The organism is Cupriavidus necator N-1 (assembly GCF_000219215.1).
Taxonomy (GTDB): Bacteria; Pseudomonadota; Gammaproteobacteria; order Burkholderiales; family Burkholderiaceae; genus Cupriavidus; species Cupriavidus necator.
Genome location: NC_015726.1, coordinates 911,092 through 932,010, shown reverse-complemented (window position 1 = coordinate 932,010; position 20,919 = coordinate 911,092). Strand labels below are relative to the sequence as shown.

General features: G+C 66.6%; 21 protein-coding genes and 3 tRNA genes. 11 read left to right on the top strand and 13 right to left on the bottom strand.

Annotated features, from left to right (window positions below):
* Positions 1-63: 63 nt before the first annotated feature.
* Positions 64-139 (bottom strand) — tRNA-Met (locus tag CNE_RS04420).
* Positions 140-156: 17 nt separating this feature from the next.
* On the opposite strand from CNE_RS04420, the gene CNE_RS40930 reads away from it, so the two are divergent.
* Positions 157-342: a hypothetical protein gene (locus tag CNE_RS40930; RefSeq protein WP_013955939.1), complete on the top strand. Its 186-nt coding sequence runs from the start codon at positions 157-159 to the stop codon at positions 340-342.
* 55 nt (positions 343-397) lie between these two features.
* Here CNE_RS40930 and CNE_RS04415 read toward each other — a convergent pair whose 3' ends face one another.
* Positions 398-658 (bottom strand): hypothetical protein, encoded by a 261-nt coding sequence (locus CNE_RS04415; protein ID WP_013955938.1) that lies wholly within the window; start codon positions 656-658, stop codon positions 398-400.
* Positions 659-873: 215 nt separating this feature from the next.
* A tRNA-Arg gene (locus CNE_RS04410) sits at positions 874-950 on the bottom strand.
* Positions 951-1,106: 156 nt separating this feature from the next.
* Here CNE_RS04410 and greB point away from each other — a divergent pair.
* Positions 1,107-1,676: a transcription elongation factor GreB gene (gene greB / locus CNE_RS04405; RefSeq protein ID WP_013955937.1), complete on the top strand. Its 570-nt coding sequence runs from the start codon at positions 1,107-1,109 to the stop codon at positions 1,674-1,676.
* A gap of 21 nt (positions 1,677-1,697) precedes the next feature.
* Here the strand turns inward: greB and CNE_RS04400 are convergent, their stop codons facing one another.
* From CNE_RS04400 to CNE_RS04385, 4 genes are all read right to left on the bottom strand, one after another.
* The gene (locus CNE_RS04400; RefSeq protein WP_041228319.1) at positions 1,698-4,109 is read right to left on the bottom strand and encodes a RelA/SpoT family protein; all 2,412 of its coding nucleotides are present in this window, start codon (positions 4,107-4,109) and stop codon (positions 1,698-1,700) included.
* A gap of 196 nt (positions 4,110-4,305) precedes the next feature.
* A complete protein-coding gene (gene rpoZ / locus CNE_RS04395; protein ID WP_006578656.1) occupies positions 4,306-4,509 on the bottom strand; it encodes a DNA-directed RNA polymerase subunit omega in 204 nt (67 codons plus the stop codon).
* A 105-nt stretch (positions 4,510-4,614) separates the two neighbouring features.
* Entirely contained in the window at positions 4,615-5,277 is a 663-nt protein-coding gene (gmk, locus tag CNE_RS04390) for a guanylate kinase (RefSeq protein ID WP_010809225.1), read from the bottom strand.
* 31 nt (positions 5,278-5,308) lie between these two features.
* Positions 5,309-6,244 (bottom strand): YicC/YloC family endoribonuclease, encoded by a 936-nt coding sequence (locus CNE_RS04385; RefSeq protein ID WP_013955935.1) that lies wholly within the window; start codon positions 6,242-6,244, stop codon positions 5,309-5,311.
* A gap of 190 nt (positions 6,245-6,434) precedes the next feature.
* Between CNE_RS04385 and CNE_RS04380 the strand changes: the two genes are divergently transcribed.
* The 5 genes from CNE_RS04380 (at position 6,435) to hemW (ending at position 11,396) form a co-directional block, all read left to right on the top strand.
* On the top strand, positions 6,435-7,481 hold the full coding sequence (locus tag CNE_RS04380) for a serine/threonine protein kinase (RefSeq protein ID WP_013955934.1): 1,047 nt from the start codon (positions 6,435-6,437) through the stop codon (positions 7,479-7,481).
* Positions 7,482-7,537: 56 nt separating this feature from the next.
* Positions 7,538-8,452 carry a PP2C family protein-serine/threonine phosphatase gene (locus CNE_RS04375; protein WP_011614807.1) on the top strand — a complete coding sequence of 305 codons (915 nt, stop codon included), beginning with the start codon at positions 7,538-7,540 and terminating at the stop codon, positions 8,450-8,452.
* Between the two features lie 362 nt (positions 8,453-8,814).
* Entirely contained in the window at positions 8,815-9,534 is a 720-nt protein-coding gene (gene rph / locus CNE_RS04370; RefSeq protein WP_013955933.1) for a ribonuclease PH, read from the top strand.
* Positions 9,535-9,549: 15 nt separating this feature from the next.
* Positions 9,550-10,167, top strand: coding sequence for an RdgB/HAM1 family non-canonical purine NTP pyrophosphatase (rdgB, locus tag CNE_RS04365; protein WP_013955932.1), 618 nt, complete (start codon positions 9,550-9,552; stop codon positions 10,165-10,167).
* Positions 10,164-11,396 carry a radical SAM family heme chaperone HemW gene (gene hemW / locus CNE_RS04360; RefSeq protein ID WP_013955931.1) on the top strand — a complete coding sequence of 411 codons (1,233 nt, stop codon included), beginning with the start codon at positions 10,164-10,166 and terminating at the stop codon, positions 11,394-11,396. Before rdgB ends, hemW begins: the two co-directional genes overlap by 4 nt.
* Positions 11,397-11,476: 80 nt before the next feature.
* Here the strand turns inward: hemW and CNE_RS04355 are convergent, their stop codons facing one another.
* Positions 11,477-11,977, bottom strand: coding sequence for an outer membrane lipoprotein (locus CNE_RS04355; protein WP_013955930.1), 501 nt, complete (start codon positions 11,975-11,977; stop codon positions 11,477-11,479).
* Between the two features lie 288 nt (positions 11,978-12,265).
* Here CNE_RS04355 and CNE_RS04350 point away from each other — a divergent pair.
* Positions 12,266-12,355: transfer RNA gene (locus tag CNE_RS04350), tRNA-Ser, on the top strand.
* Positions 12,356-12,398: 43 nt separating this feature from the next.
* On the opposite strand, the gene CNE_RS04345 is transcribed toward CNE_RS04350, so the two are convergent.
* The 5 genes from CNE_RS04345 to CNE_RS04325 are packed head-to-tail and all read right to left on the bottom strand — an operon-like array spanning position 12,399 to position 16,316.
* Complete coding sequence (locus tag CNE_RS04345; protein WP_013955929.1) at positions 12,399-12,773, bottom strand: hypothetical protein; 375 nt, start codon at positions 12,771-12,773, stop codon at positions 12,399-12,401.
* 40 nt (positions 12,774-12,813) lie between these two features.
* Complete coding sequence (locus CNE_RS04340) at positions 12,814-13,983, bottom strand: osmoprotectant ABC transporter ATP-binding protein OsmV (RefSeq protein ID WP_013955928.1); 1,170 nt, start codon at positions 13,981-13,983, stop codon at positions 12,814-12,816.
* Complete coding sequence (locus tag CNE_RS04335; protein WP_013955927.1) at positions 13,980-14,630, bottom strand: ABC transporter permease; 651 nt, start codon at positions 14,628-14,630, stop codon at positions 13,980-13,982. Before CNE_RS04335 ends, CNE_RS04340 begins: the two co-directional genes overlap by 4 nt.
* 10 nt (positions 14,631-14,640) lie before the next feature.
* A complete protein-coding gene (locus CNE_RS04330; protein WP_238553040.1) occupies positions 14,641-15,573 on the bottom strand; it encodes a glycine betaine ABC transporter substrate-binding protein in 933 nt (310 codons plus the stop codon).
* Positions 15,574-15,599: 26 nt separating this feature from the next.
* A complete protein-coding gene (locus CNE_RS04325; protein ID WP_013955925.1) occupies positions 15,600-16,316 on the bottom strand; it encodes an ABC transporter permease in 717 nt (238 codons plus the stop codon).
* Positions 16,317-17,005: 689 nt separating this feature from the next.
* Here CNE_RS04325 and CNE_RS04320 point away from each other — a divergent pair.
* The 3 genes from CNE_RS04320 (at position 17,006) to CNE_RS04310 (ending at position 20,918) form a co-directional block, all read left to right on the top strand.
* Positions 17,006-17,938 (top strand): pirin family protein, encoded by a 933-nt coding sequence (locus CNE_RS04320; protein WP_013955924.1) that lies wholly within the window; start codon positions 17,006-17,008, stop codon positions 17,936-17,938.
* Positions 17,939-18,253: 315 nt separating this feature from the next.
* Positions 18,254-19,816, top strand: coding sequence for an ABC transporter ATP-binding protein (locus CNE_RS04315; RefSeq protein WP_013955923.1), 1,563 nt, complete (start codon positions 18,254-18,256; stop codon positions 19,814-19,816).
* Positions 19,809-20,918, top strand: a complete 1,110-nt coding sequence (locus CNE_RS04310; protein ID WP_013955922.1) for an ABC transporter permease — start codon at positions 19,809-19,811, stop codon at positions 20,916-20,918. The genes CNE_RS04315 and CNE_RS04310 overlap by 8 nt, the downstream gene beginning before the upstream one ends.
* Position 20,919: the final 1 nt, after the last annotated feature.

Sequence of the window (20,919 nt, the reverse complement as noted above, 5' to 3'; positions counted from 1 at the left end):
CGGCCTTGAGAACAACGCCTTGAAGGACTGCGGCGAATGCCGCTGGATACTGAGATAAGGCGTTGGTTGCGGGGGCAGGACTTGAACCTGCGACCTTCGGGTTATGAGCCCGACGAGCTGCCAACTGCTCCACCCCGCGTCTGAAGGAGACGGATTATGGGCGATTCACCCGCGCATGGCAAGCGCTATTTTGCCGTGCGCATGAAATCGTTCATTCGTGCCTCGCGCCGTCATGCAATGCGCCTGGCTTTGCCGTCCGGTTCATGGACCGAGCGAGACTTCGCTCGCTTCATTTCCAGCGTAGGAATGCCGGGCCGGATCAAAAATGATCCGCGTCAATAGCAATAGATCACGGCATGATATAAGCCGTTGCGCCAATCACAATGACGCACAGCCCTTATTCGGCGGGCCCCAGCAGCCGGTCCACCAGGGCATAGCCCGCGCCGAAGGCAGCCACCTCTGCCGCATGGCGCGTGGCGAACTGCTGCGGGCCGCTGGCAAGCAACTCGGTATCGCCCGCGTCGGCCGGGTCGGCGCCTTCCTGCGACACGCGGACTTCATAGCCCCAACGGCCGATGCTGTCCTGCCCTTGCGGCGATACCAGGACATAGACATCCATGCCGCGGTACTCTTCAACGCGCCACTCTGCGTTTTCCATGCGCTCAGCTCCCAGGGTCGAGGTTGTGCCTGATTCGAGCCTAGGAGGCCGCACGCGCGACCGCAAGGCGTGACGCAGCAATCGCAGGCGACGCGTTGGGTGCAGGTGGAAAGCGGGAACGGTCGCCGCAGCGCACAGGTCGAACGGCACGACGGCGAGAGGACGGAAACGAAAAAGGGCTTCCGTTTCCGGAAGCCCTTTTCTTTCTGCATAGGTGGCGCGGCTGGCAGGATTCGAACCCACGACCCCTTGGTTCGTAGCCAAGTACTCTATCCAACTGAGCTACAGCCGCACGCGAGAAAAAGATTATAACCCAGTTTTTATTTTTGGGAAGCCCCTTCGCAACTTTTTTGTGATCTTTCCTTGGAAGGGGCGCAGCAGATGCCCGCCGGCGAGGTTCGCCTGTGGCGTTTTCCTATAATGACAGACCCAAGAAGTGATCCGGAACATGAACAAGGCATTTGTCAAAGAGTCGTCCGGCGACGAGGACGACGATCTCCCCGAAGGCGCAACGCCGCTACCTCCCGGCACCAAGAACTACATCACCGCCGATGGCTACAACCGCCTGCGCAATGAGCTGATGCAGCTGATCGACGTCGACCGGCCCGATGTGGTGCAGATCGTGTCGTGGGCAGCCTCCAATGGCGACCGCTCGGAGAATGGCGACTATCTCTATGGCAAGAAGCGGCTGCGCGAGATCGACCGCCGCATCCGCTTCCTGACGCGCCGCCTCGACAAGGCGGAAGTGGTCGACGCGTCCCTGCAGGGCGACAACGACCAGATTTTCTTCGGCGCCACCGTCACCTACGCCAATCGCGCCGGCGAAGAAACCACCATCACCATCGTCGGCATGGATGAAGTCGACCTGGACAGCAACCACGTGAGCTGGATCTCGCCGATCGCCAAGGCGCTGATCAAGGCGCGCGAAGGCGACACCGTGGCGTTGCGCACGCCGGCCGGGGTCGAGCAGATCGATATCCTGGAAGTCCGCTACCCGTCGCCGCGCGGCGCCGAGTAATCCCACGCTGCCGAGCGGCGCTCAGCCGTCGTTGCGGTCGCGGAAGATGCGGATGACGTCGGGGTTGCGGCGCAGCCCGCGCATCACGTTGGCCAGGTGCAGGCGGTTCTGTACCTGGATGATGAACTGCATATAGGTGGCTTCCTGGTGGCCGGCGTCCTGCTGCTCCATGGCCACGTGCGCCACGTTGGCATCGGCGGCGGTCAGGTCGGCCGCCACGCGCGCGACGATGCCCTTGACGTTGCGCACCATCACCTTGATCGATACATCGAAGGCGCGCGTGGTCTTCTTGGCCCACATCACGTCGATCCAGTGCTCAGGATCCTTGCTGTGCAGGCGCTTGGCGATCTTGCAGTCCTGCACGTGGATCTGCAGCCCTTCGCCCTTGCCCAGGTAGCCGACGATCGAATCGCCCGGGATCGGGCGGCAGCACGCCGAGAAGATCATCGACATGCCTTCGTCGCCGGTGATCGGCACCGCGGGCGCTTCTTCGCCGGCAAAGGTCTGCACCGCCGCCAGCAGCGCGCTGTCGACATCGCCGGACAGCTCCTGCAGCAGGATCTCCATGCGCTTGGCCACCACCGCCGGCACACGCCGGCCCAGTGCCAGGTCGGCAAAGATGTCTTCGCGCTGCTTGTTGCCGGTCCACTGGACCATGCGGTCCCACACCGACTGCGGCACCGCCTTGAGCTCGAAGCCGAGCTGGCGCGCCGACTGTTCCAGCAGGCGCTCGCCGAGCTGGATGGCTTCGTCGAGCTTGGTGGTCTTCAGGTAGTGGCGGATCGCCGCGCGCGCCTTGCCGGTGCGCACGAACGACAGCCACGCCGGATTGGGCTTGGAGTATGGCGCCGTCACCACCTCGACGATATCGCCGCTCTTGAGCTCGGTGCGCAGCGGCAACATCTCGTTGTTGATCTTGACCGCAACGCACTGGTTGCCCAGATCGCTGTGCACCGCGTAGGCAAAGTCCAGCGCGGTGGCGCCGCGCGGCAGCGCGCGGATATGGCCCTTGGGCGTGAACACGTAGACCGCATCCGGGAACAGGTCGATCTTGACGTGCTCCAGGAATTCCTGCGAATCGCCGGTCTGGCTCTGGATATCGAGCAGCGACTGCAGCCACTGGTGCGCCTGCTGCTGAATATCGTTGGCGTGGTCGGCCTGGTGCTTGTACATCCAGTGCGCAGCCACGCCGGCCTCGGCGATCTGGTGCATGTCGCGCGTGCGGATCTGGAACTCCACCGGCGTGCCAAACGGGCCCACCAGCGTGGTGTGCAGCGACTGGTAGCCGTTGATCTTGGGGATGGCGATGTAGTCCTTGAACTTGCCGGGCATGGGCTTGTACAGCCCGTGCAGCGCGCCCATCGCCATGTAGCAGTGCATCTGCGTTTCCACCACCACGCGGAAACCATATACGTCCAGCACCTGCGAGAACGACAGCTGCTTGTCGTGCATCTTGCGGTAGATGCTGTAGAGCGTTTTCTCGCGCCCGGACAGTTCGGCCACGATGCCGGCATCGGCCAGCCCCTTCTGCGCGGCTTCCAGGATACGCTTGACCACCTCGCGGCGGTTGCCGCGCGCGGCCTTGACGGCTTTCTCCAGCGTGGCGTAGCGGAACGGCGAGCCGACCTTGAAGGACAACTCCTGCAGTTCGCGGTAGATCGTGTTGAGACCGAGACGGTGCGCGATCGGCGCATAGATCTCCATCGTCTCCAACGCGATACGGCGGCGTTTCTCCGGCGGCACGAAGTCGAGCGTGCGCATGTTGTGCGTACGGTCGGCCAGCTTCACCAGGATCACGCGCACGTCGCGCGCCATCGCCAGCAGCATCTTGCGGAAGCTCTCCGCCTGCGCCTGCTCGCGGCTCTGGAATTCGAGCTTGTCCAATTTGGTCAGGCCATCGACCAGTTCGGCGACCTTGGGGCCGAATTTCTCGGCCAGCTCGCTCTTGGTGATGCCCTGGTCTTCCATCACGTCGTGCAGCAGCGCCGCCATGATGGACTGCACATCCAGCTTCCAGTCCGCGCACAGCTCGGCCACCGCCACCGGATGGGTGATGTAGGGCTCACCACTCTGGCGGTACTGGCCCAGATGGGCTTCGTCGGAAAACTGGAAGGCCTCGCGCACGCGCGCCAGGTCGGGCGCCTTCAGGTACGCGAGTTTCTCCATCAGCCGGGTGATGGAGATGACCTGCTGGCGCGGCGGCACCGCCGGCTGCGAGGTCGGGCCGAAGAAGTGACGGTATGACTGCGCCAGCACTGCGTCGATAAACAGGCTGTCAGCCGCCGGCGCCACATCCTGCATCGCGGCCAGCTCGTCCTGCAGTGCCGCGCCCCTGGCCTTGCCCGGCGCCAGCGCGGGCGCGACGGCACGTTCGCCGACGACATCGCCGCCGAGCGGATCGGGAAGATTGGGAGCGCCGGTGCGCGCGTTCACGGAGGGTTGGCCCGGAATGGTGCGCTTACGCGCCGTAGGCGGGGCCGCATCGCCAAGCGCCGGCGCCACGGCAGTCGGCGACGGCTGGGAGGGAGGCTTGGAGGGCGAATGCGGCGAAGGCATGGCGGCGGCCCCTGGAATCCGGCTGGATACGTGCTGGCACGATGCGAGGATAAGCCATGGGCCGCCTGACCAATCAGGTCGGGACCTTCTTCAGCATCTCGATGCCGACCTGGCCCGACGCGATCTCGCGCAGTGCCACCACAGTCGGCTTGTCCTTTGCTTCGACTTTGGGCGTGTGGCCCTGCACCAGCTGACGGGCACGATACGTGGCCGCCAGCGCGAGCTCGAAGCGATTCGGAATGTGTTTCAGACAATCTTCGACGGTAATACGCGCCATATCAAATCCACCTTGGGACAAAACCTTACGTTGGGTTGCTATTTTACAGCACGCGGCGGAAAACGCCGGCGGCGCCTCGCGCGGCTGTCATCGGCAGGCATCGGCTCAGTGGATGCCCAACTCGATAAACAGCTCCGTATGCCGCGCTTTCTGCGAGGAAAACCGCAGCCGCGTGGCGCTGATCACGTTGCGCAACTGCTCCAGAGCATCGTCGAAGACCTCGTTGATGATGACGTAGTCCGACTCCGAGGCGTGGGCCATTTCACTGCCCGCCGCCAGCAGCCGGCGCACGATCACATTGGGCTCGTCCTGGCCGCGCTTTTTCAGGCGCTCTTCCAGAGCCGTCAGCGACGGCGGCAGGATGAAGATCTCGACCGCGTTGGAAAAGCGCTGGTGCACCTGCTGCGCGCCCTGCCAGTCGATCTCGAGCAGCACGTCGTTGCCTTGCGCCATCTGCTGCTCGATCCACACGCGCGAGGTCGCGTAGTAGTTGCCGTGGACCTCGGCCCATTCCAGGAAGTCGCCGCGATCGCGCGCAGCGCGGAACGCGTCGACCGTGACGAAGTGGTATTCGCGCCCGTCCTGCTCGCCCGGGCGCGGCGCGCGCGTGGTGTGCGAGATCGACAGGCGGATGGCCGGGTCCTGCGACAGCAGCTTGTTGACCAGCGTCGACTTGCCGGCTCCGGACGGCGCCACCACCATGAAGAGGTTGCCGGGGTAGACGGTATCGATGGCAGTGTGGGGCGCGGATTGAGGCGTTGGGCTCATGATGATTCTTTGGTGATTCCTGGAACTGTCTTTATTCGAGATTCTGGACCTGCTCGCGCATCTGTTCGATCAGCAGCTTGAGCTCCATCGAGGCGTCGGCCAGTTCCTTGGCGGCGGCCTTGGAGCCAAGCGTGTTGGCCTCGCGGTTGAGCTCCTGCATCATGAAGTCCAGGCGCTTGCCGGCCTGGCCGCCCTTCTTCAGGATATGCCGGGTCTCGTTCAGGTGCGCCTGCAGCCGCGACAGCTCTTCGGCGATGTCGATGCGGATGCCGTAGACGGTGGCTTCCTGGCGGATGCGCTCGGCGATCTCGTCGCGGCTCATCGACGGCATGCCGGCAGGCGCGGCCAGGTTGAAGGCCTCCTGGAGGCGCTCGGTCAGCTTGTCCTGGTGATGGGCGATCAGCTGCGGGATGGTCGGCGTCAGGCGCTCGACGATCGCCAGCATGGCGTCGATGCGCTCCATCAGCGTCGCCTTGAGCGCGTCGCCTTCGCGGCGGCGGGCTTCCAGCAGCTGGTCCAGCGCCTCGCGCGCGGCGCCCAGCACCGCCTCGCGCAGTGCCTCCTGCGACAGTTCCGGCTCGACCAGCACGCCCGGCCAGCGCAGGATCTCGCCCATGCGCAGGGTGCCGGCACTGGCGAAGGTGGCGGCGACGGTGGTTTCCAGCGCGCGGATCTGCGCCAGCAGCCCTTCATTGAGGGCCAGGGTGGCGCCGCCGGCGTCGGTGCGCTGCAGGTTGATGCGGCACTCCAGCTTGCCTCGCGACAGCTCGGCCATCAGCATCTCGCGCAGGGCCGGCTCGAAGGCGCGGCACTCTTCCGGGGCCCGGAACAACAGGTCGAGGAAACGCGAATTGACAGTGCGGAATTCCACCGAAACGGACGCGGAGCGCCCGCTGGGCTCGCCTTGCGCGTTGGTCAATGGCGCCTGGCGCGTCGCCAGGCCATAGCCTGTCATGCTGTGGATCATTGGATGTTCTCGTGAATGGCGGCGGCCCCGGGCTGCTGGCGGCCCGCGTACGTCCGCCTCGAGCGCCCCGCATGGGAGCCCGGGGACGCTCTCAATACGTTGAAAGGAGGGCAACAATGCCCTTATTTGTGTTCTTTACAAGTGACCGATTAGCCCGGACAATCCGGAGGCAAATCAGGTCCCTATTCCCATGACAGAGCCAAAGGGCACGACACAACCGAAGAGTGCACCGCTGCCCGTCGGCACGCTGTTGTCCAACTATCGTATTGTAAAGAAGTTGGCCAGCGGGGGGTTCAGTTTCGTCTACCTGGCCACCGACGATACCGGCGCGCCGGTTGCCATCAAGGAATACCTGCCGGCGTCGCTGGCGCGGCGCAACCCGGGCGAACTCATCCCCGTGGTGCCCGAGGAAAACGCCGCCGCGTTCCGGCTGGGCCTGAAATACTTCTTTGAAGAGGGCCGCTCGCTGGCCCGCATCTCCCATCCCAGCGTAGTGCGCGTAGTGAATTTCTTCCGCGAGAATTCCACCGTCTACATGGTGATGAACTACGAGCTGGGCAAGACGCTGCAGGAGCACGTGCTGGCCGCCCGGCAGCAAGGCGGCCCCAAGGTGCTGCGCGAGCATTTCATGCGCAAGGTCTTCCACGACCTGATGAGCGGCCTGCGCGAGGTCCATATCCACAAGCTGCTGCACCTGGACATCAAGCCCGGCAACATCTACCTGCGCGAGGACGAATCCCCGATCCTGCTGGATTTTGGCGCCGCGCGGCAGACCCTGACGATGGAAGCGGCCCGCTTCCAGCCGATGTACACCCCCGGCTTTGCCGCGCCCGAGCTCTATGGCAAGCACTCCGACCTGGGCCCGTGGACCGATGTCTACAGCCTGGGCGCCACGCTCTACGCCTGCATGGCCGGCATGCCGCCGCAGGAAGCCAACCAGCGCGAAAAGGAAGACCGCATGGGCGAAGCCCTGGCGCGGCTGCGCAGCAGCTACACCAACGGGCTGGTGGACCTGGTCGAATGGTGCCTGCGGCTGACGCCGGCCGAGCGCCCGCAGAGCGTGTTCCGGCTGCAAAAGGAGTTGCGCGAGCAGACCAACGCCCTGGGCGAGCAGACGCTGGCGCCGCAGACGCAAGCCCCGGCCATGGCACCGGCGGAGCGGCCCGCGGCGACATCGCGCTTCCTGACCCTGCTGCGCCGGCGTGACGAACCCGTCCCCGGCGCGGGCGTCGACTGAATCACAAATCTGGCGCCCCGGTTGCGGCCAGTCCACTGAATTCCCTGAAAGCCAACATGCGATTCTCTGTCTACCAGGAAAGCAGGAAAGGCGGCCGCCGCGTCAACCAGGACCGCATGGGCTATTGCTTCACGCGCGACGCGCTGCTGATGGTGCTGGCCGACGGCCTGGGCGGCCATGCGCACGGCGAAGTCGCCGCGCAGCAGGCGCTGCAGACGCTGGCGCGCCAGTTCCAGGTGCAGGCGCGGCCCACGGTGCGCAACCCGGCCGAGTTCCTGCAGGACACCATCATGCTGGCCCACCGCGAGATCCACCGCTATGCCGAAGCCAACCAGATGGCGGACGTGCCGCGCACCACGGTGGTCTGCTGCCTGGTGCAGCAGGGCCAGATCTACTGGGCCCACGCCGGCGACTCGCGCTATTACCTGCTGCGCAAGGGCCGGCTGCTGACGCGCACGCGCGACCACTCCAAGATCGAGAACCTGCTGCAGCAGGAGCGCGTGCTGCCGATGCACGTGGCCAACCACCCGGAGCGCAACAAGCTCTACAACTGCCTGGGCTCGCCCAACCTGCCGCTGATCGACCTGGGCGGCCCGGTGCGGCTGGAGCCGGGCGACGTGGCCCTGCTCTGCTCCGACGGCCTGTGGGGCGCACTGGAAGAGCCCGCGCTGGTGGACAAGCTGTCGCGCCTGTCGGTGGTGCAGGCGGTGCCGGCGCTGATCGAGCAGGCGCTGCAGAACGCCGGCGAAGGTGCCGACAACACCACCGGCATCGCCATGATGTGGGAACTGGACAGCAATGCGGCGGGACAGGATTCGGTCATGACCGACACCCTGCCGCTGAACGCCTTCACCACCTCGATCCTGGAGCGCACCGGCACTGATAGCGACCTGCTGTCCGAAGAGGAGATCGAGCGCTCGATCGCCGAGATCCGCGCCGCCATCGACAAGACCAGCAACCTGATGCGGTAATGCCCTTCCCGGGCGCACGCCGGGGAGGCTATGCAGCGTTTTAGAACCCATTTCATGATGAAGAAGGGGCGCGAAGGCTGCTGCCGGGCCGCAGGGCTAGGCGTGGCCGACGCCGCGTGGTCACTCCACGCAAGGAGGCCACAACAACGCCATGCGGCCCGGCAGCAGCCTTCCCTGTGGGTTCAAGCCAGGCGTGGCGCATGCGTTGTTGCGGGCCTTGACCTTGGAATAACCAAGGCCGGCGGCCCGCGCCTAGCCTGCGCCGCGCCTGGCTTGAACGCGTCCCCTTTCATCATGAAATGGGTTCTTTGGGCTGGCGGCGTTAGAATCGCGGTCTCTCCCCGATTCGGACAAACCATCCCATGCGACCCAGCGGCCGCGCAGCCGATGCGCTGCGTTCCATCAGCCTTACCCGCCACTACACCCGCCACGCTGAGGGCTCCGTCCTGTGTGCCTTTGGCGACACCAAGGTGCTTTGCACCGCCAGCGTGCTGGCCAAGGTGCCGCCGCACAAGAAAGGCAGCGGCGAAGGCTGGGTCACGGCCGAATACGGCATGCTGCCGCGCGCCACGCACACCCGCTCGGACCGCGAAGCCGCGCGCGGCAAGCAGACCGGCCGCACCCAGGAAATCCAGCGCCTGATCGGCCGCGCCATGCGCTCGGTGTTCGACCTGGCGGCGCTGGGCGAATACACCATCCACCTGGACTGCGACGTGCTGCAGGCCGACGGCGGCACCCGCACCGCGGCCATCACCGGCGCCTTCGTCGCCGCCCATGACGCGGTTTCGACCATGCTGCGCGACGACCTGATCGCCGCCAGCCCGATCCGCGACCATGTTGCCGCGGTCTCGGTCGGCATGGTCGACGGCGTGCCGGTGCTGGACCTGGACTACGCCGAGGACAGCAACTGCGACACCGACATGAACGTGGTCATGACCGGCAGCGGCGGCTTTGTCGAGGTGCAGGGCACCGCCGAAGGCGTGCCCTTCAGCCGCGCCGACCTGGACGCCATGACGCGCCTGGCCGAAGCCGGCATCGCCCGCCTGGTGCAGCACCAGCGCGAAGCGCTCGACCTGGCCTGAGCAGCGGGACACGCGATGCAACGCCTGGTACTGGCTTCCAACAACGCCGGCAAGCTGCGCGAATTCGGCGCGCTGCTGGCTCCGCTCGGCTTTGACGTGGTGCCCCAGGGCGAACTGGGCATTCCCGAGGCCGAAGAGCCCTTTGCCACCTTCGTCGAGAACGCGCTGGCCAAGGCCCGCCACGCCAGCCGGCTGGCCGGGCTGCCCGCGCTGGCCGACGATTCCGGCATCTGCGTGCAGGCGCTGGACGGCGCGCCCGGCGTCTATTCCGCGCGCTATGCGCAGATGGCCGGGCAGGCCAGGTCGGATGCCGCCAACAATGCGCACCTGGTCTCGCAACTGGCCGGCAAGCTGAACCGCCACGCACACTACTACTGCGTGCTGGTGTTCGTGCGCCACGCCGAAGACCCCTGCCCGATCATTGCCGAAGGCCTCTGGCACGGCGAGGTCGTCGACGCGCCGCGCGGCGCGGGCGGCTTTGGCTACGACCCGCACTTCCTGCTGCCGCGCCTGGGCAAGACAGCCGCCGAGCTGTCACCCGAAGAGAAGAACACGGTCAGCCACCGGGCCCAGGCGCTGCGCGCGCTGGTGGCACGGCTGCAGGCCGATGCCGCGGAAACCACCACCCGATGATCCCGATCGTACCGGTCTCCGCGTCCGTGCCCGTGGACAGCAAGCAGCTCTGGCTCAAGCCCGGGCAGATCAGCCTGCCCGGCTCGCCACCGCTGTCGCTGTACGTGCATATCCCGTGGTGCGTGCGCAAGTGCCCGTATTGCGATTTCAACTCGCACGCCGCGCCCGGCGCCGACAACCACGAGATCCCGGAAGACATCTACCTGGACGCGCTGCGCGCGGACCTGGAGCAATCGCTGCCGCTGGTGTGGGGCCGGCCGGTGCATACGGTCTTTATCGGCGGCGGCACGCCCAGCCTGCTGTCGGCAGCGGGTATGGACCGGCTACTGTCGGATATCCGCGCGCTGCTGCCGCTGGACGCCGACGCCGAGATCACGATGGAGGCCAACCCCGGCACCTTCGAGGCCGACAAGTTCGCCAGCTACCGCGCCAGCGGCATCAACCGGCTGTCGATCGGCATCCAGAGCTTCAACGACCGGCACCTGCAGGCGCTCGGCCGCATCCACGGCGGTGCCGAGGCGCGCAAGGCGATCGACATCGCCCAGGCCAGCTTCGACAACATCAACCTGGACCTGATGTACGCCCTGCCCGGCCAGACGCTGGATGAATGCCGGCAGGATGTGGAAACCGCGCTGTCGTACGGCACCACGCACCTGTCGCTGTACCACCTGACGCTGGAGCCCAACACGCTGTTCGCCAGGTTCCCGCCCGCGCTGCCGGACGACGACAGCGCGTACGAGATGCAGGACTGGATTGAAGCGCGCACGGCCGAGGCCGGCTACCGGCACTACGAAACTTCGGCGTACGCAAAGCCGCATCGCGAGGCGCGCCACAACCTGAACTACTGGCGCTTCGGCGACTACCTCGGCATCGGCGCCGGCGCGCACGGCAAGCTGTCGTTCCCGCATCGGATACTGCGCCAGATGCGGCACAAGCATCCGGCCACCTACATGGAGCGGGCACTGGCCGGCAATGCCGTGCAGGAAGCGCGCGATGTCGGCGCCGACGAATTGCCGTTCGAGTTCATGCTCAACGCCCTGCGCCTGACCGACGGCGTGCCGGCATCAAGCTTCCACGACTACACCGGGCTGCCGCTGCATACCATCAGCAAGCAGCTGGCCGAGGCGGAAAAGAAAGGGCTGCTGGAAGCGGACCTGACCACCATCCGCCCCACCGAGCTGGGCCGGCGCTTCCTCAACGACCTGCAGGAGATGTTCCTGAAGGACTGAGCGCCGCCGTGCGCCGGCAACAAAAAAAGGCCACGCAATGCGTGGCCTTTTACATGCTGGCAAACGTCAGGCTGGCCTTATCAGTACGGCGTTGCCATGTCGTTGGCCACGCGCGCCCGCGTGCCCACCTGCAGGTTGCCCAGGCTCGACTGGGTCACCGTGGCCACGCGGCCATCATCCAGGCGCACGTTGACGCGGTACGCGGTCTGCGTGTTGCTGCCCGCGCGCTTCTCGATCTGGTTGCCGGCCACGGCGCCGACCACGGCACCGCCGATGGTCGCCGCGGTCTGCCCGCGCCCGCCGCCGATCTGGTGGCCCAGCAGGCCGCCGGCCGCACCGCCGATCACGGTGCCAAGCAGGCCCGAGCTGTTTTGCGTGTTGGTGATCGGTTCGATCGATTCCACACGGCCGTAGTACACCGCGCCAGCCGGGGCCTGCGAGGTGTTGGGAGTCTGGTACCCCGGAGGCGGGGCGTTGTAGCCGGTGTTGTAGCCGCTGTCATACGGCGGCGCGGCACAACCGGCCAGCACAGCCGCTGCGGCCACCGGAACGATCAGCCATTTCTTGCTATGGATTCGCATTTTGAGTTCTCCTCTGTTGCCAGGCGAAAGCCGGGGATGCGGCACACACCGCGCCACCCGGCACGACAATATGAGCGATGCCGGCGTGTGAAGGTTCCGTAATGTCAGACAGACGCCGACATCCGCGGCGGTGGATGTGGCAGGAAGTTTACGCGCGCTTGCGTGCCGCAACACAAGACCACCATCGATCCACGCGAGCCTTGTATAATGCGCGGCCTGACCGTCAGGTCTGCAGGCGGCAGCGCGCGGGGCCCGTGTCCTTTCGCGCTACAATGCCCGCACTTTCCAGGAAGCGTGGCCGAGTGGTTTAAGGCAGCAGTCTTGAAAACTGCCGATGGGGTGACCCATCCGTGAGTTCGAATCTCACCGCTTCCGCCAGACAAGAGAAACAGCCCGCGCCAGTGACTGGTGCGGGCCGTTTTCATTGGGCATCGCCGTGCGGGTCTTGCGTCAGCAGCCGGTACGCCTCGGCTTCTGAAATCCTGAGCCGGTACTTGCACGCCAGCACGCGCGCCAGCCCATGCGCCGCGCCCGGCGGGCTGTACCGCAGCTGCACGCGGTAGGCCTCCACTTCATAGCGCAGGCGCCAGCGCCGGCTGGCCAGGTAGAGCACGCCCATCAGGCCCCAGCTGCGCCAGAACTGGCGCACATGCACCTTCTCGTGCTCGATCAGCGCATGGCTGGCGCCGGGGCGCAGTAGGATCAGCGGACCGGGCGTGAAGCCGTCAAACCCGCGCGGGATCAGCCAGCGGGTTTCGACGACCAGGCACAGGGGCGAGCGGCAATAGCGAAGCATGCACCTAGCATAGCGCGGAAGCCGCCGCCCTGCTGCTGGCTCAGGCCGCCGCTCGCAGCGGCGCGGGAGCGGAGGCGGCCAGCGCCCCGGCCTGCCCGCGCGAACGTCCCGAACTCAGGTACCCCGCGATCGATTCCTGCGTGACCTCGCCCAGGTAGGCACCGTCAGCGCCCATCACCGGCAGCCAGCTGGTGTTGTGCTGGTACATGCGCGACAGCACGATGCGCAAGTGCTCGTCGAAGGCCGCGGTCACGGCGAACGGACGCATTACATCACTGCACTGCCCCTTGCCGGAGCGCGCATCGCGGCGCGTGACGTAGCCCAGCGCGACTTGGGCGTCGTCCACCACCGGCAGGTGGCGCACGTCGGCGTCGTCCATCACGGCCAGCGCCTCGGCCAGCGGCATGTCGGGGCGGCAGCTCGGCGGCATGGTGGCGGCGTCGCCGGCGCGCACCAGCAGCAGGCGCTTGAGCGTGTTGTCATGGCCGACGAAGGCCTGCACGAACTCATCGGCCGGATGTGCCAGCAGCGCGTCGGGGTGGTCGAACTGCACCAGCTTGCCGCGGCGGAACACCGCCACCTTGTCGGCCAGCTTGATGGCCTCATCGATGTCGTGCGAGACCATGATCACGGTCTTGCCGAGCTGGCGCTGCATCTGCAGGAATTCGTTCTGGATGCTCTCGCGGTTGATCGGGTCGACCGCACCGAAGGGCTCGTCCATCAGCAGCAGCGGCGCGTCGGCCGCCAGCGCGCGGATCACGCCGATGCGCTGCTGCTGGCCTCCGGAGAGCTCGCGCGGATAGCGCGTCAGCAGCCGGTTGGGGTCGAGCTGCACCATCGCCATCAGCTCGCGCGCGCGCTCGCGGCATTGCTTCTTGTCCCAGCCCAGCAGGCGCGGCACCACCATTATGTTCTCTTCGATGGTCATGTTGGGGAACAGGCCGATCTGCTGGATCACGTAGCCGATCTTGCGGCGCAGGGTCACGCCGTCAAGGCCGCGCGTGTCCTCGCCCTCGATGCGCACCGTGCCCGAGGTCGGCTCGATCAGCCGGTTGATCATCTTCAGCGTGGTGGTCTTGCCGCAGCCCGAGGGGCCGAGGAAGACGCAGATCTCGCCGCGCGGCACCGTCAGCGACACGGCGTCGACGGCGCGCGTTTCGGTGCCGTCTTTCTGCGGGAAGGACTTGGTGAGTTGGTCGAGTTCGATCATAGCCGGATTCCTTTCGGCGTTAGCGCGCGCTGCAGCCACTGCAGGAAGGCGTCCGCCACGATGGCGAGCAGGCTGACCAGGACCGCGCCCACGGCCAGCTTGCTCATGTTGCTCTGGCTGATCGCCTGCAGGATCAGCACTCCAAGGCCACCCGCGCCGATGATGGCGGCAATTGTGGCAACCCCGACATTCATCACCACGGCGGTACGCACGCCGCCAAGGATCACCGGCACCGCCAGCGGCAGGTCCACCAGCCGCATGCGCTGCCAGGTGGTCATGCCGATGCCGCGCCCCGCTTCCTGGATGCCGGGGTCGACATTGGCCAGCGCGGTGTAGGTGTTGCGCATGATCGGCAGCAGCGAGTACAGGAACACCGCCGTCACCGCGGGCACGTAGCCCAGCGCATGGCCGAAGCGCGCGAAGATCGGGATCATCAGCCCGAACAGCGCGATCGACGGCAGCGTCAGCACGATCGTCGCCAGCGCCAGCAGCGGCGTGGCGAGCGCGCGGAAGCGCGTGATCACAATGCCCAGCGGTACGCCGATCAGGATGGCCAGCCCCACTGCCGAACCCACCAGCGCCAGGTGCTCGCCGGTCATTTTCAGCAGCGTGGGCCAGCTGTGTTGCAGGTACGAGATCAAGTCCATGCAGCCCTCCTCAGATCAGTCCGTGGCGGCGCAGGAAATCCTCCGCGACCTTGTCCACCGGCTGCTGGCCGATGTCCACCTTGTAGTTCATGTCGGTCATGCTCTCGTTGTCGAGCTTGGCCGCCAGCGCGTTGAGCAGGCCCGCGAGCTCCGGGTGCTGGTCAAGCACCGGCTTGCGCACCACCGGCACGGCGTTGTAAGGCGGGAAGAAGTGCAGGTCGTCTTCCAGCAGCACCAGGTCGAAACCCTTGACGCGGCCGTCAGTGGCATAGACCAGGCCCAGTTCCACCTGGTTGTTCTTCAGTGCGGTGTAGACCAGGCCCGGGTCGAGCTGGATCACGTCGCGGCGCGAGAACGGCAGCTTGTACAGCGCCTTGAGCGGCTCCAGGCCGTCCGGGCGCGCAGCGAATTCCATGTCGACCGCGAACGGGTGGCTGGCGTCGGGACCGGCGCGGCGCATCTGCTCGGCAAAGCCCGACAGCGTGGTCACGCCGCTGGCCGCGCGTTCCTTCGGCATCGCCAGCGCATAGGTGTTGTTGATGTTCGAGGCATCGAGCCACACCAGCCCGCGCGCACTATCCATCTGCTTGACGCGCTCGTAGCTTTCCCTGGCGCCCAGTTTTTCCTGGACCTTGTTGAACACGATCAGCGCGGTGCCGGTGTAGTCCCACACCACGTCGAGCTGGTTGCTCTCCATTGCCTGGCGCATCAGCGTGCTGCCCAGGCCGGCGGTCAGTTCGGTGGTGAGGCCCTTGGCGCGCAGGTACTTCGACGTCATCGACGACAGCAGCAGCTGCTCTGTGAAGTTCTTGCCGCCCACGCGGATCGGCGTGGCCTCGGCATGCGCTTCAGGCGCAGTGGCCAGCGCCAGGCCCGCCGCAAAGGCGGTGACGGCAGCCACCACCAGGGCGACACGCCGGGCACGGCGGCGAATGAATTGCATCTGGTTTTCCATTTCGGTCCCCATGTTCAGCGCGCCAGGCCGCGGCGGCGCAGGTACAGCTGGCCGGCGGCGGCAAAGAGCGCGTCCAGGGCCAGCGCCAGCAGCGCCGTGGCGGCCGCGCCAAGCAGCAGCAGCGGCTGGTTGTTCAGATAGATGCCCGGGAAGATCAGCTCGCCCAGGCTGTTGGCGCCGATCAGGAACGACAGCGGCACCGTGCCCACGTTGATGACCAGGGCGATGCGGATGCCGGCCAGCATCACCGGCAATGCGTTGGGCAGTTCCACGCGCACCAGGCGCTGCACCGGGGTCATGCCGATGCCACGCGCCGCTTCCAGCAGCGTGGGCGAGACATTGCGCAGGCCTTCGTAGGTATTGCGCACGATCGGCAGCAGCGAGGCCAGCCACAGCGCCAGGATGGCGGGCCGCTCGCCGATGCCGAGCACGGCCAGGGCCAGAGCCAGCACCGCCAGCGACGGCACGGTATTGCCCACGTTGAAGACCTGCATCAGGCGGTCGGCCCAGCGGCGCATGCACGGGCGGCTCAGCGCGATGCCGGCCGGGATGCCGGTGGCCAGCGCCAGCGTCATGGACAGCACCACCAGGCGCAAGTGGTCGGCCACGTCGTAGAGCAGGCGCTCCTGGTACTGGCGGATCACATCGACGCCGATCCATGCCACCAGTGCGGCCAGCGCGGCAAGCGTCAGTCCTGCCCAGGCGAAGACCCGTGCCGATTCCTTTGACATACTCTCCCCTTTTCCGAAACCGGAAAGCGCGCAGCACGCCACTTCCCGGCGATGGAAAACAATATGGGCTGGTGCGTGCGGAGATGGGGCGCCACCAGTCCCGGTTCAGATTGCATTGCCGCCATGACCGGCACGATTGCCGGCGGACGGTCTGTGGATTCCTCCGCCGTGGGCGGGAAGTCCGATTGACGGGATGCCGGGTTGGATGGCAGTCCCTGAAGCGGCGCAACCGGCGACGCAAGCATGTTGCGATCGGTTGGCCAGTGGCAGCGCAAGTATTGAAGTTTTCCGACGCGCCGCCGGTACATCGGCCGTTGACTGGCAAGGGCTAGCGAGGTTTTTCCACCCCCGCATCTCGCTTCAACGGATGACAAAGAGAGCGCTATTATAGCGATCTTCATCGATCCTGTCATCTTCCCGCATTCTTCCGGCCTTCCTGCGCCGATCTGGCGCGAATTGGCAGCACTGGGACGGCAGTTTCGGCCGTGCATTAGTCAGCACATCGCGATCACTCGGATCGTTCTGAATTCGCGGAGACCGACGCAGGTAATTGGTACGCCAGCAGAACAATCTGTTGCCCGGCGACCCTCTACTCTTTCCGCGCCAAACCACTAAATTGACGAGGTAGCTGAAACGACGGGAACCCGGCCTGGCCATTGCCGCGCGGGACCCGCCCACAGGAGAAAGACATGGACACCCTTACCACCACCCTCGCCACCGTTCCCGCCGCCGCTGCCGAAACCGTGCAACGTTCGCGCGCCGTGGATCGCGTCGTGCGGGGCATCGCCACCTCGGACGGCGCCGGCGTCAAGCTGACCCGCGTGCTGACGCAGAACCTGCAGCGCCGGCTGGACCCGTTCCTGATGCTCGATGCCTTCGGTACCGACAGCAAGGACGACTACATCGGCGGCTTCCCCGATCACCCGCACCGCGGCTTCGAGACCATCACCTACATGCTGGCCGGGCGCATGCGCCATCGCGACAGCGCCGGCAACGAGGGCCTGCTGCAGAACGGCGGCGCGCAGTGGATGGTGGCGGGCGCCGGCGTGGTCCACTCGGAAATGCCCGAGCAGGAAGACGGCCGCATGGAGGGCTTCCAGCTGTGGCTGAACCTGCCGGCCGCGGACAAGATGACCGCGCCGTGGTACCGCGACCTGCCCGCCGCCGAGATCCCGACGGTGGCATTGGACAACGGCGGCACGGTGCGCGTGCTGGCGGGCGCCACGCACGGCGTGGCCGGCGCGATCACGCGCCCGGTGACCGAGCCGGTCTACCTGGACGTGCACCTGCCGGCCGGCCAGACCTTTGCGCAGGCGCTGCCGGTCGGGCACAACGCGTTCGTCTACGTGTACCGGGGCGAGGTCTCGATCGGCAACGGCGACGACCGCGCCGTGATCGAGGCCCAGCGCATGGGCGTGCTGGACAACGCCGGCCAGTCTGACGGCGTCATCGTCAGGGCCGAGGCCGACGCGCGCTTCCTGCTGATCGCGGGCCAGCCGCTGAACGAGCCGATCGCGCAGTACGGGCCGTTCGTGATGAACACGCAGGAGCAGATCTACCAGACCCTGGCGGACTTCCGCGACGGGCGCTTCGCCACCAGCGCCGCCGCCATCGACGCCTGAGCCCTGCCAGCGAGCGGCCGCCCTGGCCGCCCGCCGCTGCCGCGCCAGCCCAGCCGCTGGCTCCGCAAGGAGCCGGCGGTTTTTTCGGCTGTAGCCGGCACGCGACTTGCAACCGCCCCCAAACCGTTGCAGGGACTGGATTGACGCCGGAATCGGCCCGCCCGGTCCCCGCTCACTTATATAATCCATCACCAATATCGGGCATCACCAGACCATGATGAATGCTGCAATGCGTCGCGGCGATGCTGCGCCACGCACTGCCGCGCCGTTGACTCATCCCACGTTGCTGCCACCACAACAACCCGAGCCGCCTCAGTGACATCACAACTCCCTCCCAGGCTGGCGCTGGCCCATATCAGCAAGCGCTACCCGGGCGTCGTCGCCAACGACGACGTCAGCCTAAGCGTCGCTCCCGGCGAGATCCATGCCGTGCTGGGTGAAAACGGCGCAGGCAAGTCCACCCTGATGAAGATTATCTTTGGCGCGGTCCGTCCGGATGCCGGCGAGATGCACTTCAACGGCGCGCAGGTCACGATCAACAGCCCGCACGACGCCCGCAACCTGGGCATCGCCATGGTGTTCCAGCATTTCTCGCTGTTCGACACGCTGACCGTGACCGAGAACATCGCGCTCGGCCTGCCCGCCGGGCAGCAAGGCAACATGAAGCAGCTGGCCGAGCGCATCCGCACCACCGCCGAGCGCTATGGCCTGCCGCTGGAGCCGAACCGCCATGTGCATACGCTGTCGGTCGGCGAGCGCCAGCGCGTGGAGATCGTGCGCGCGCTGCTGGCCAATCCGCAGCTGCTGATCCTGGACGAACCCACCTCGGTGCTGACGCCGCAAGCGGTGGATACACTCTTCGTCACGCTGCGCCAGCTGGCCGCCGAGGGCACCAGCATCCTCTATATCAGCCACAAGCTCGACGAGATCCGCGCGCTGTGCCATCAGGCCACCGTGATGCGCATGGGCAAGGTCACCGGCGTGTGCGATCCGCGCCAGGAAACCGCGGCCTCGCTGTCGCGCCTGATGATCGGCGGCGAGCCCCCGCGCGAGACGCGCGTGGCTGCCTTTCGCGGCCCGGTGCAGCTGAGCGTGCAGGAGCTGTCGCTGCCGCGTGCGCATGCCTTCGCCACCGAGCTGAACCGGATTTCGCTGGACGTGCATGCGGGCGAAATCGTCGGCATTGCGGGGGTCTCCGGTAACGGCCAGCAGGAACTGCTGGCAGCGCTGTCGGGCGAAGACACGCGCGCGGCCAACGTATCGGTGCAGCTCGGCGGCAGGCTGGTGGGCAAGCGCGATGCACGCCAGCGCCGCCGCGCCGGCCTGGCCTTCGTGCCGGAAGAACGCCTGGGCCGCGGCGCCGTGCCGGGCATGAGCTTGGCCACCAATATCCTGTTGTCGCACCAGACGCGGCCCTACGTGCGGCGGGGCATGATCTCGCCCAAGGCCGCCACCGGGCTGGCCGCGGCGGTGATCAGCCGATTCCGCGTCAAGGCCAGCGGCCCCGAGGCGCTGGCGCGCAGCCTCTCCGGCGGCAACCTGCAGAAATTCATTGTCGGCCGCGAGATCGAAAGCGGCCCGAAGGTACTGATCGTGGCCCAACCGACCTGGGGCGTGGACGTGGGCGCAGCGGCGCAGATCCACAACGAGATCCTGGCGCTGAAGGCCACCGGCTGCGCCATCCTGGTGGTGTCGGAGGAGCTCGATGAGCTGTTCGCGATCTGCGACCGGCTGCACGTGATCGCCAAGGGCCGCTTGTCGCCCTCGGTGCCGACCGAGACCGCCACGCGCGAGCAGGTCGGCCTGTGGATGAGCGGACTGTGGCAAGGCGGACCCGCCCAGGCGCAATCCGGCGCGGAGGTGGCAAGCCATGACTGATGTGCGACAACTGCTGCCCCGCTCCCCCCTCTCGCTGACGCCGCGTGGCCTGCCCTCGCGCACCATGGCCTATGCCTCGCCGGTGATCGCACTGGCGCTGACGCTCCTGTTCGGCGCGCTGCTGTTCCTGGTGCTCGGCAAGGACCCCGTGGCCGCGCTCAAGGTCTTCCTGGCCGATCCGCTGCGCGACCAGCGCGCCATCGGCGAGGTGCTGCTCAAGACCGTGCCGCTGGTGCTGTGCGCGCTCGGCCTGTCGGTGTGCTACCGCGCCAACGTGTGGAATATCGGCGCCGACGGGCAGCTGATTGCCGGCGGCATCTGCGCCGGCGCCACCGTGCTTTACTTCGATGTGCCGGGCCAGGCCATGAACGGCACCGTGGTGCTGGTGCTGGCCTCACTGGCCGGCATGATCGGCGGCATGCTGTGGGCCTCGCTCACGGCGGTGCTCAAGGACAGGTTCAACGCCAACGAGATCCTGGTCTCGCTGATGCTCACCTATATCGCGCAGCAACTGCTGCTGTGGGTGGTCAATGGGCCGCTGAAGGATCCCAACGGCATGAACTTCCCGCAGTCTAAGGTGTTCTCGTCCGCGTACCTGCTGCCCAACCTGATGTCGGGCTCGCGCCTGCATGTCGGCTTTGTGGTGATGCTGGTGCTGGTGGCGGTGATGACCGTGTTCGTGTTCCGCAGCTTTGCGGGCTACCGCCTGCAGGTGGGCGGCACCGCGCCGGCGGCGGCGCGCTACGCGGGCTTCTCGGCGCGCAGCGCGCTGTGGAGCGCGCTGCTGATCTCGGGCGCCACCGCAGGCCTGGCGGGCGCGTTCGAAGTAACCGGCCCGATCGGCCAGCTGCTGCCGTCGATCTCGCCGGGCTACGGCTTCACCGCCATCATCGTTGCCTTCATCGGCCGGCTGCATCCGGTCGGCACCGTGTTCGGCGGCATCATGATGTCGCTGTTCTATATCGGCGGCGAGATGGCGCAATCGCGCCTGGGCCTGCCGTCGGCCATAGGCTGGGTGTTCCAGGGCATGCTGCTGTTCTTCCTGCTGGCCTGCGACACGCTGATCGAAAACCGCCTGCGCTGGCGCGCCACCACGGCCTGAG

What these genes read in the sequence shown, in the direction of transcription:
- rph (WP_013955933.1), top strand. Translation starts at nt 8,815, where the DNA reads ATGCGACCCAGCGGCCGCGCAGCCGATGCGCTGCGTTCCATCAGCCTT.
- CNE_RS04325 (WP_013955925.1), bottom strand. Translation starts at nt 16,316, where the DNA reads ATGTCAAAGGAATCGGCACGGGTCTTCGCCTGGGCAGGACTGACGCTT.
- rpoZ (WP_006578656.1), bottom strand. Translation starts at nt 4,509, where the DNA reads ATGGCGCGTATTACCGTCGAAGATTGTCTGAAACACATTCCGAATCGC.
- CNE_RS04415 (WP_013955938.1), bottom strand. Translation starts at nt 658, where the DNA reads ATGGAAAACGCAGAGTGGCGCGTTGAAGAGTACCGCGGCATGGATGTC.
- CNE_RS04320 (WP_013955924.1), top strand. Translation starts at nt 17,006, where the DNA reads ATGGACACCCTTACCACCACCCTCGCCACCGTTCCCGCCGCCGCTGCC.
- greB (WP_013955937.1), top strand. Translation starts at nt 1,107, where the DNA reads ATGAACAAGGCATTTGTCAAAGAGTCGTCCGGCGACGAGGACGACGAT.
- rdgB (WP_013955932.1), top strand. Translation starts at nt 9,550, where the DNA reads ATGCAACGCCTGGTACTGGCTTCCAACAACGCCGGCAAGCTGCGCGAA.
- CNE_RS04375 (WP_011614807.1), top strand. Translation starts at nt 7,538, where the DNA reads ATGCGATTCTCTGTCTACCAGGAAAGCAGGAAAGGCGGCCGCCGCGTC.
- CNE_RS04310 (WP_013955922.1), top strand. Translation starts at nt 19,809, where the DNA reads ATGACTGATGTGCGACAACTGCTGCCCCGCTCCCCCCTCTCGCTGACG.
- CNE_RS04330 (WP_238553040.1), bottom strand. Translation starts at nt 15,573, where the DNA reads ATGCAATTCATTCGCCGCCGTGCCCGGCGTGTCGCCCTGGTGGTGGCT.
- CNE_RS04335 (WP_013955927.1), bottom strand. Translation starts at nt 14,630, where the DNA reads ATGGACTTGATCTCGTACCTGCAACACAGCTGGCCCACGCTGCTGAAA.
- gmk (WP_010809225.1), bottom strand. Translation starts at nt 5,277, where the DNA reads ATGAGCCCAACGCCTCAATCCGCGCCCCACACTGCCATCGATACCGTC.
- CNE_RS04385 (WP_013955935.1), bottom strand. Translation starts at nt 6,244, where the DNA reads ATGATCCACAGCATGACAGGCTATGGCCTGGCGACGCGCCAGGCGCCA.
- CNE_RS40930 (WP_013955939.1), top strand. Translation starts at nt 157, where the DNA reads ATGGGCGATTCACCCGCGCATGGCAAGCGCTATTTTGCCGTGCGCATG.
- CNE_RS04355 (WP_013955930.1), bottom strand. Translation starts at nt 11,977, where the DNA reads ATGCGAATCCATAGCAAGAAATGGCTGATCGTTCCGGTGGCCGCAGCG.
- CNE_RS04345 (WP_013955929.1), bottom strand. Translation starts at nt 12,773, where the DNA reads ATGCTTCGCTATTGCCGCTCGCCCCTGTGCCTGGTCGTCGAAACCCGC.
- CNE_RS04340 (WP_013955928.1), bottom strand. Translation starts at nt 13,983, where the DNA reads ATGATCGAACTCGACCAACTCACCAAGTCCTTCCCGCAGAAAGACGGC.
- hemW (WP_013955931.1), top strand. Translation starts at nt 10,164, where the DNA reads ATGATCCCGATCGTACCGGTCTCCGCGTCCGTGCCCGTGGACAGCAAG.
- CNE_RS04380 (WP_013955934.1), top strand. Translation starts at nt 6,435, where the DNA reads ATGACAGAGCCAAAGGGCACGACACAACCGAAGAGTGCACCGCTGCCC.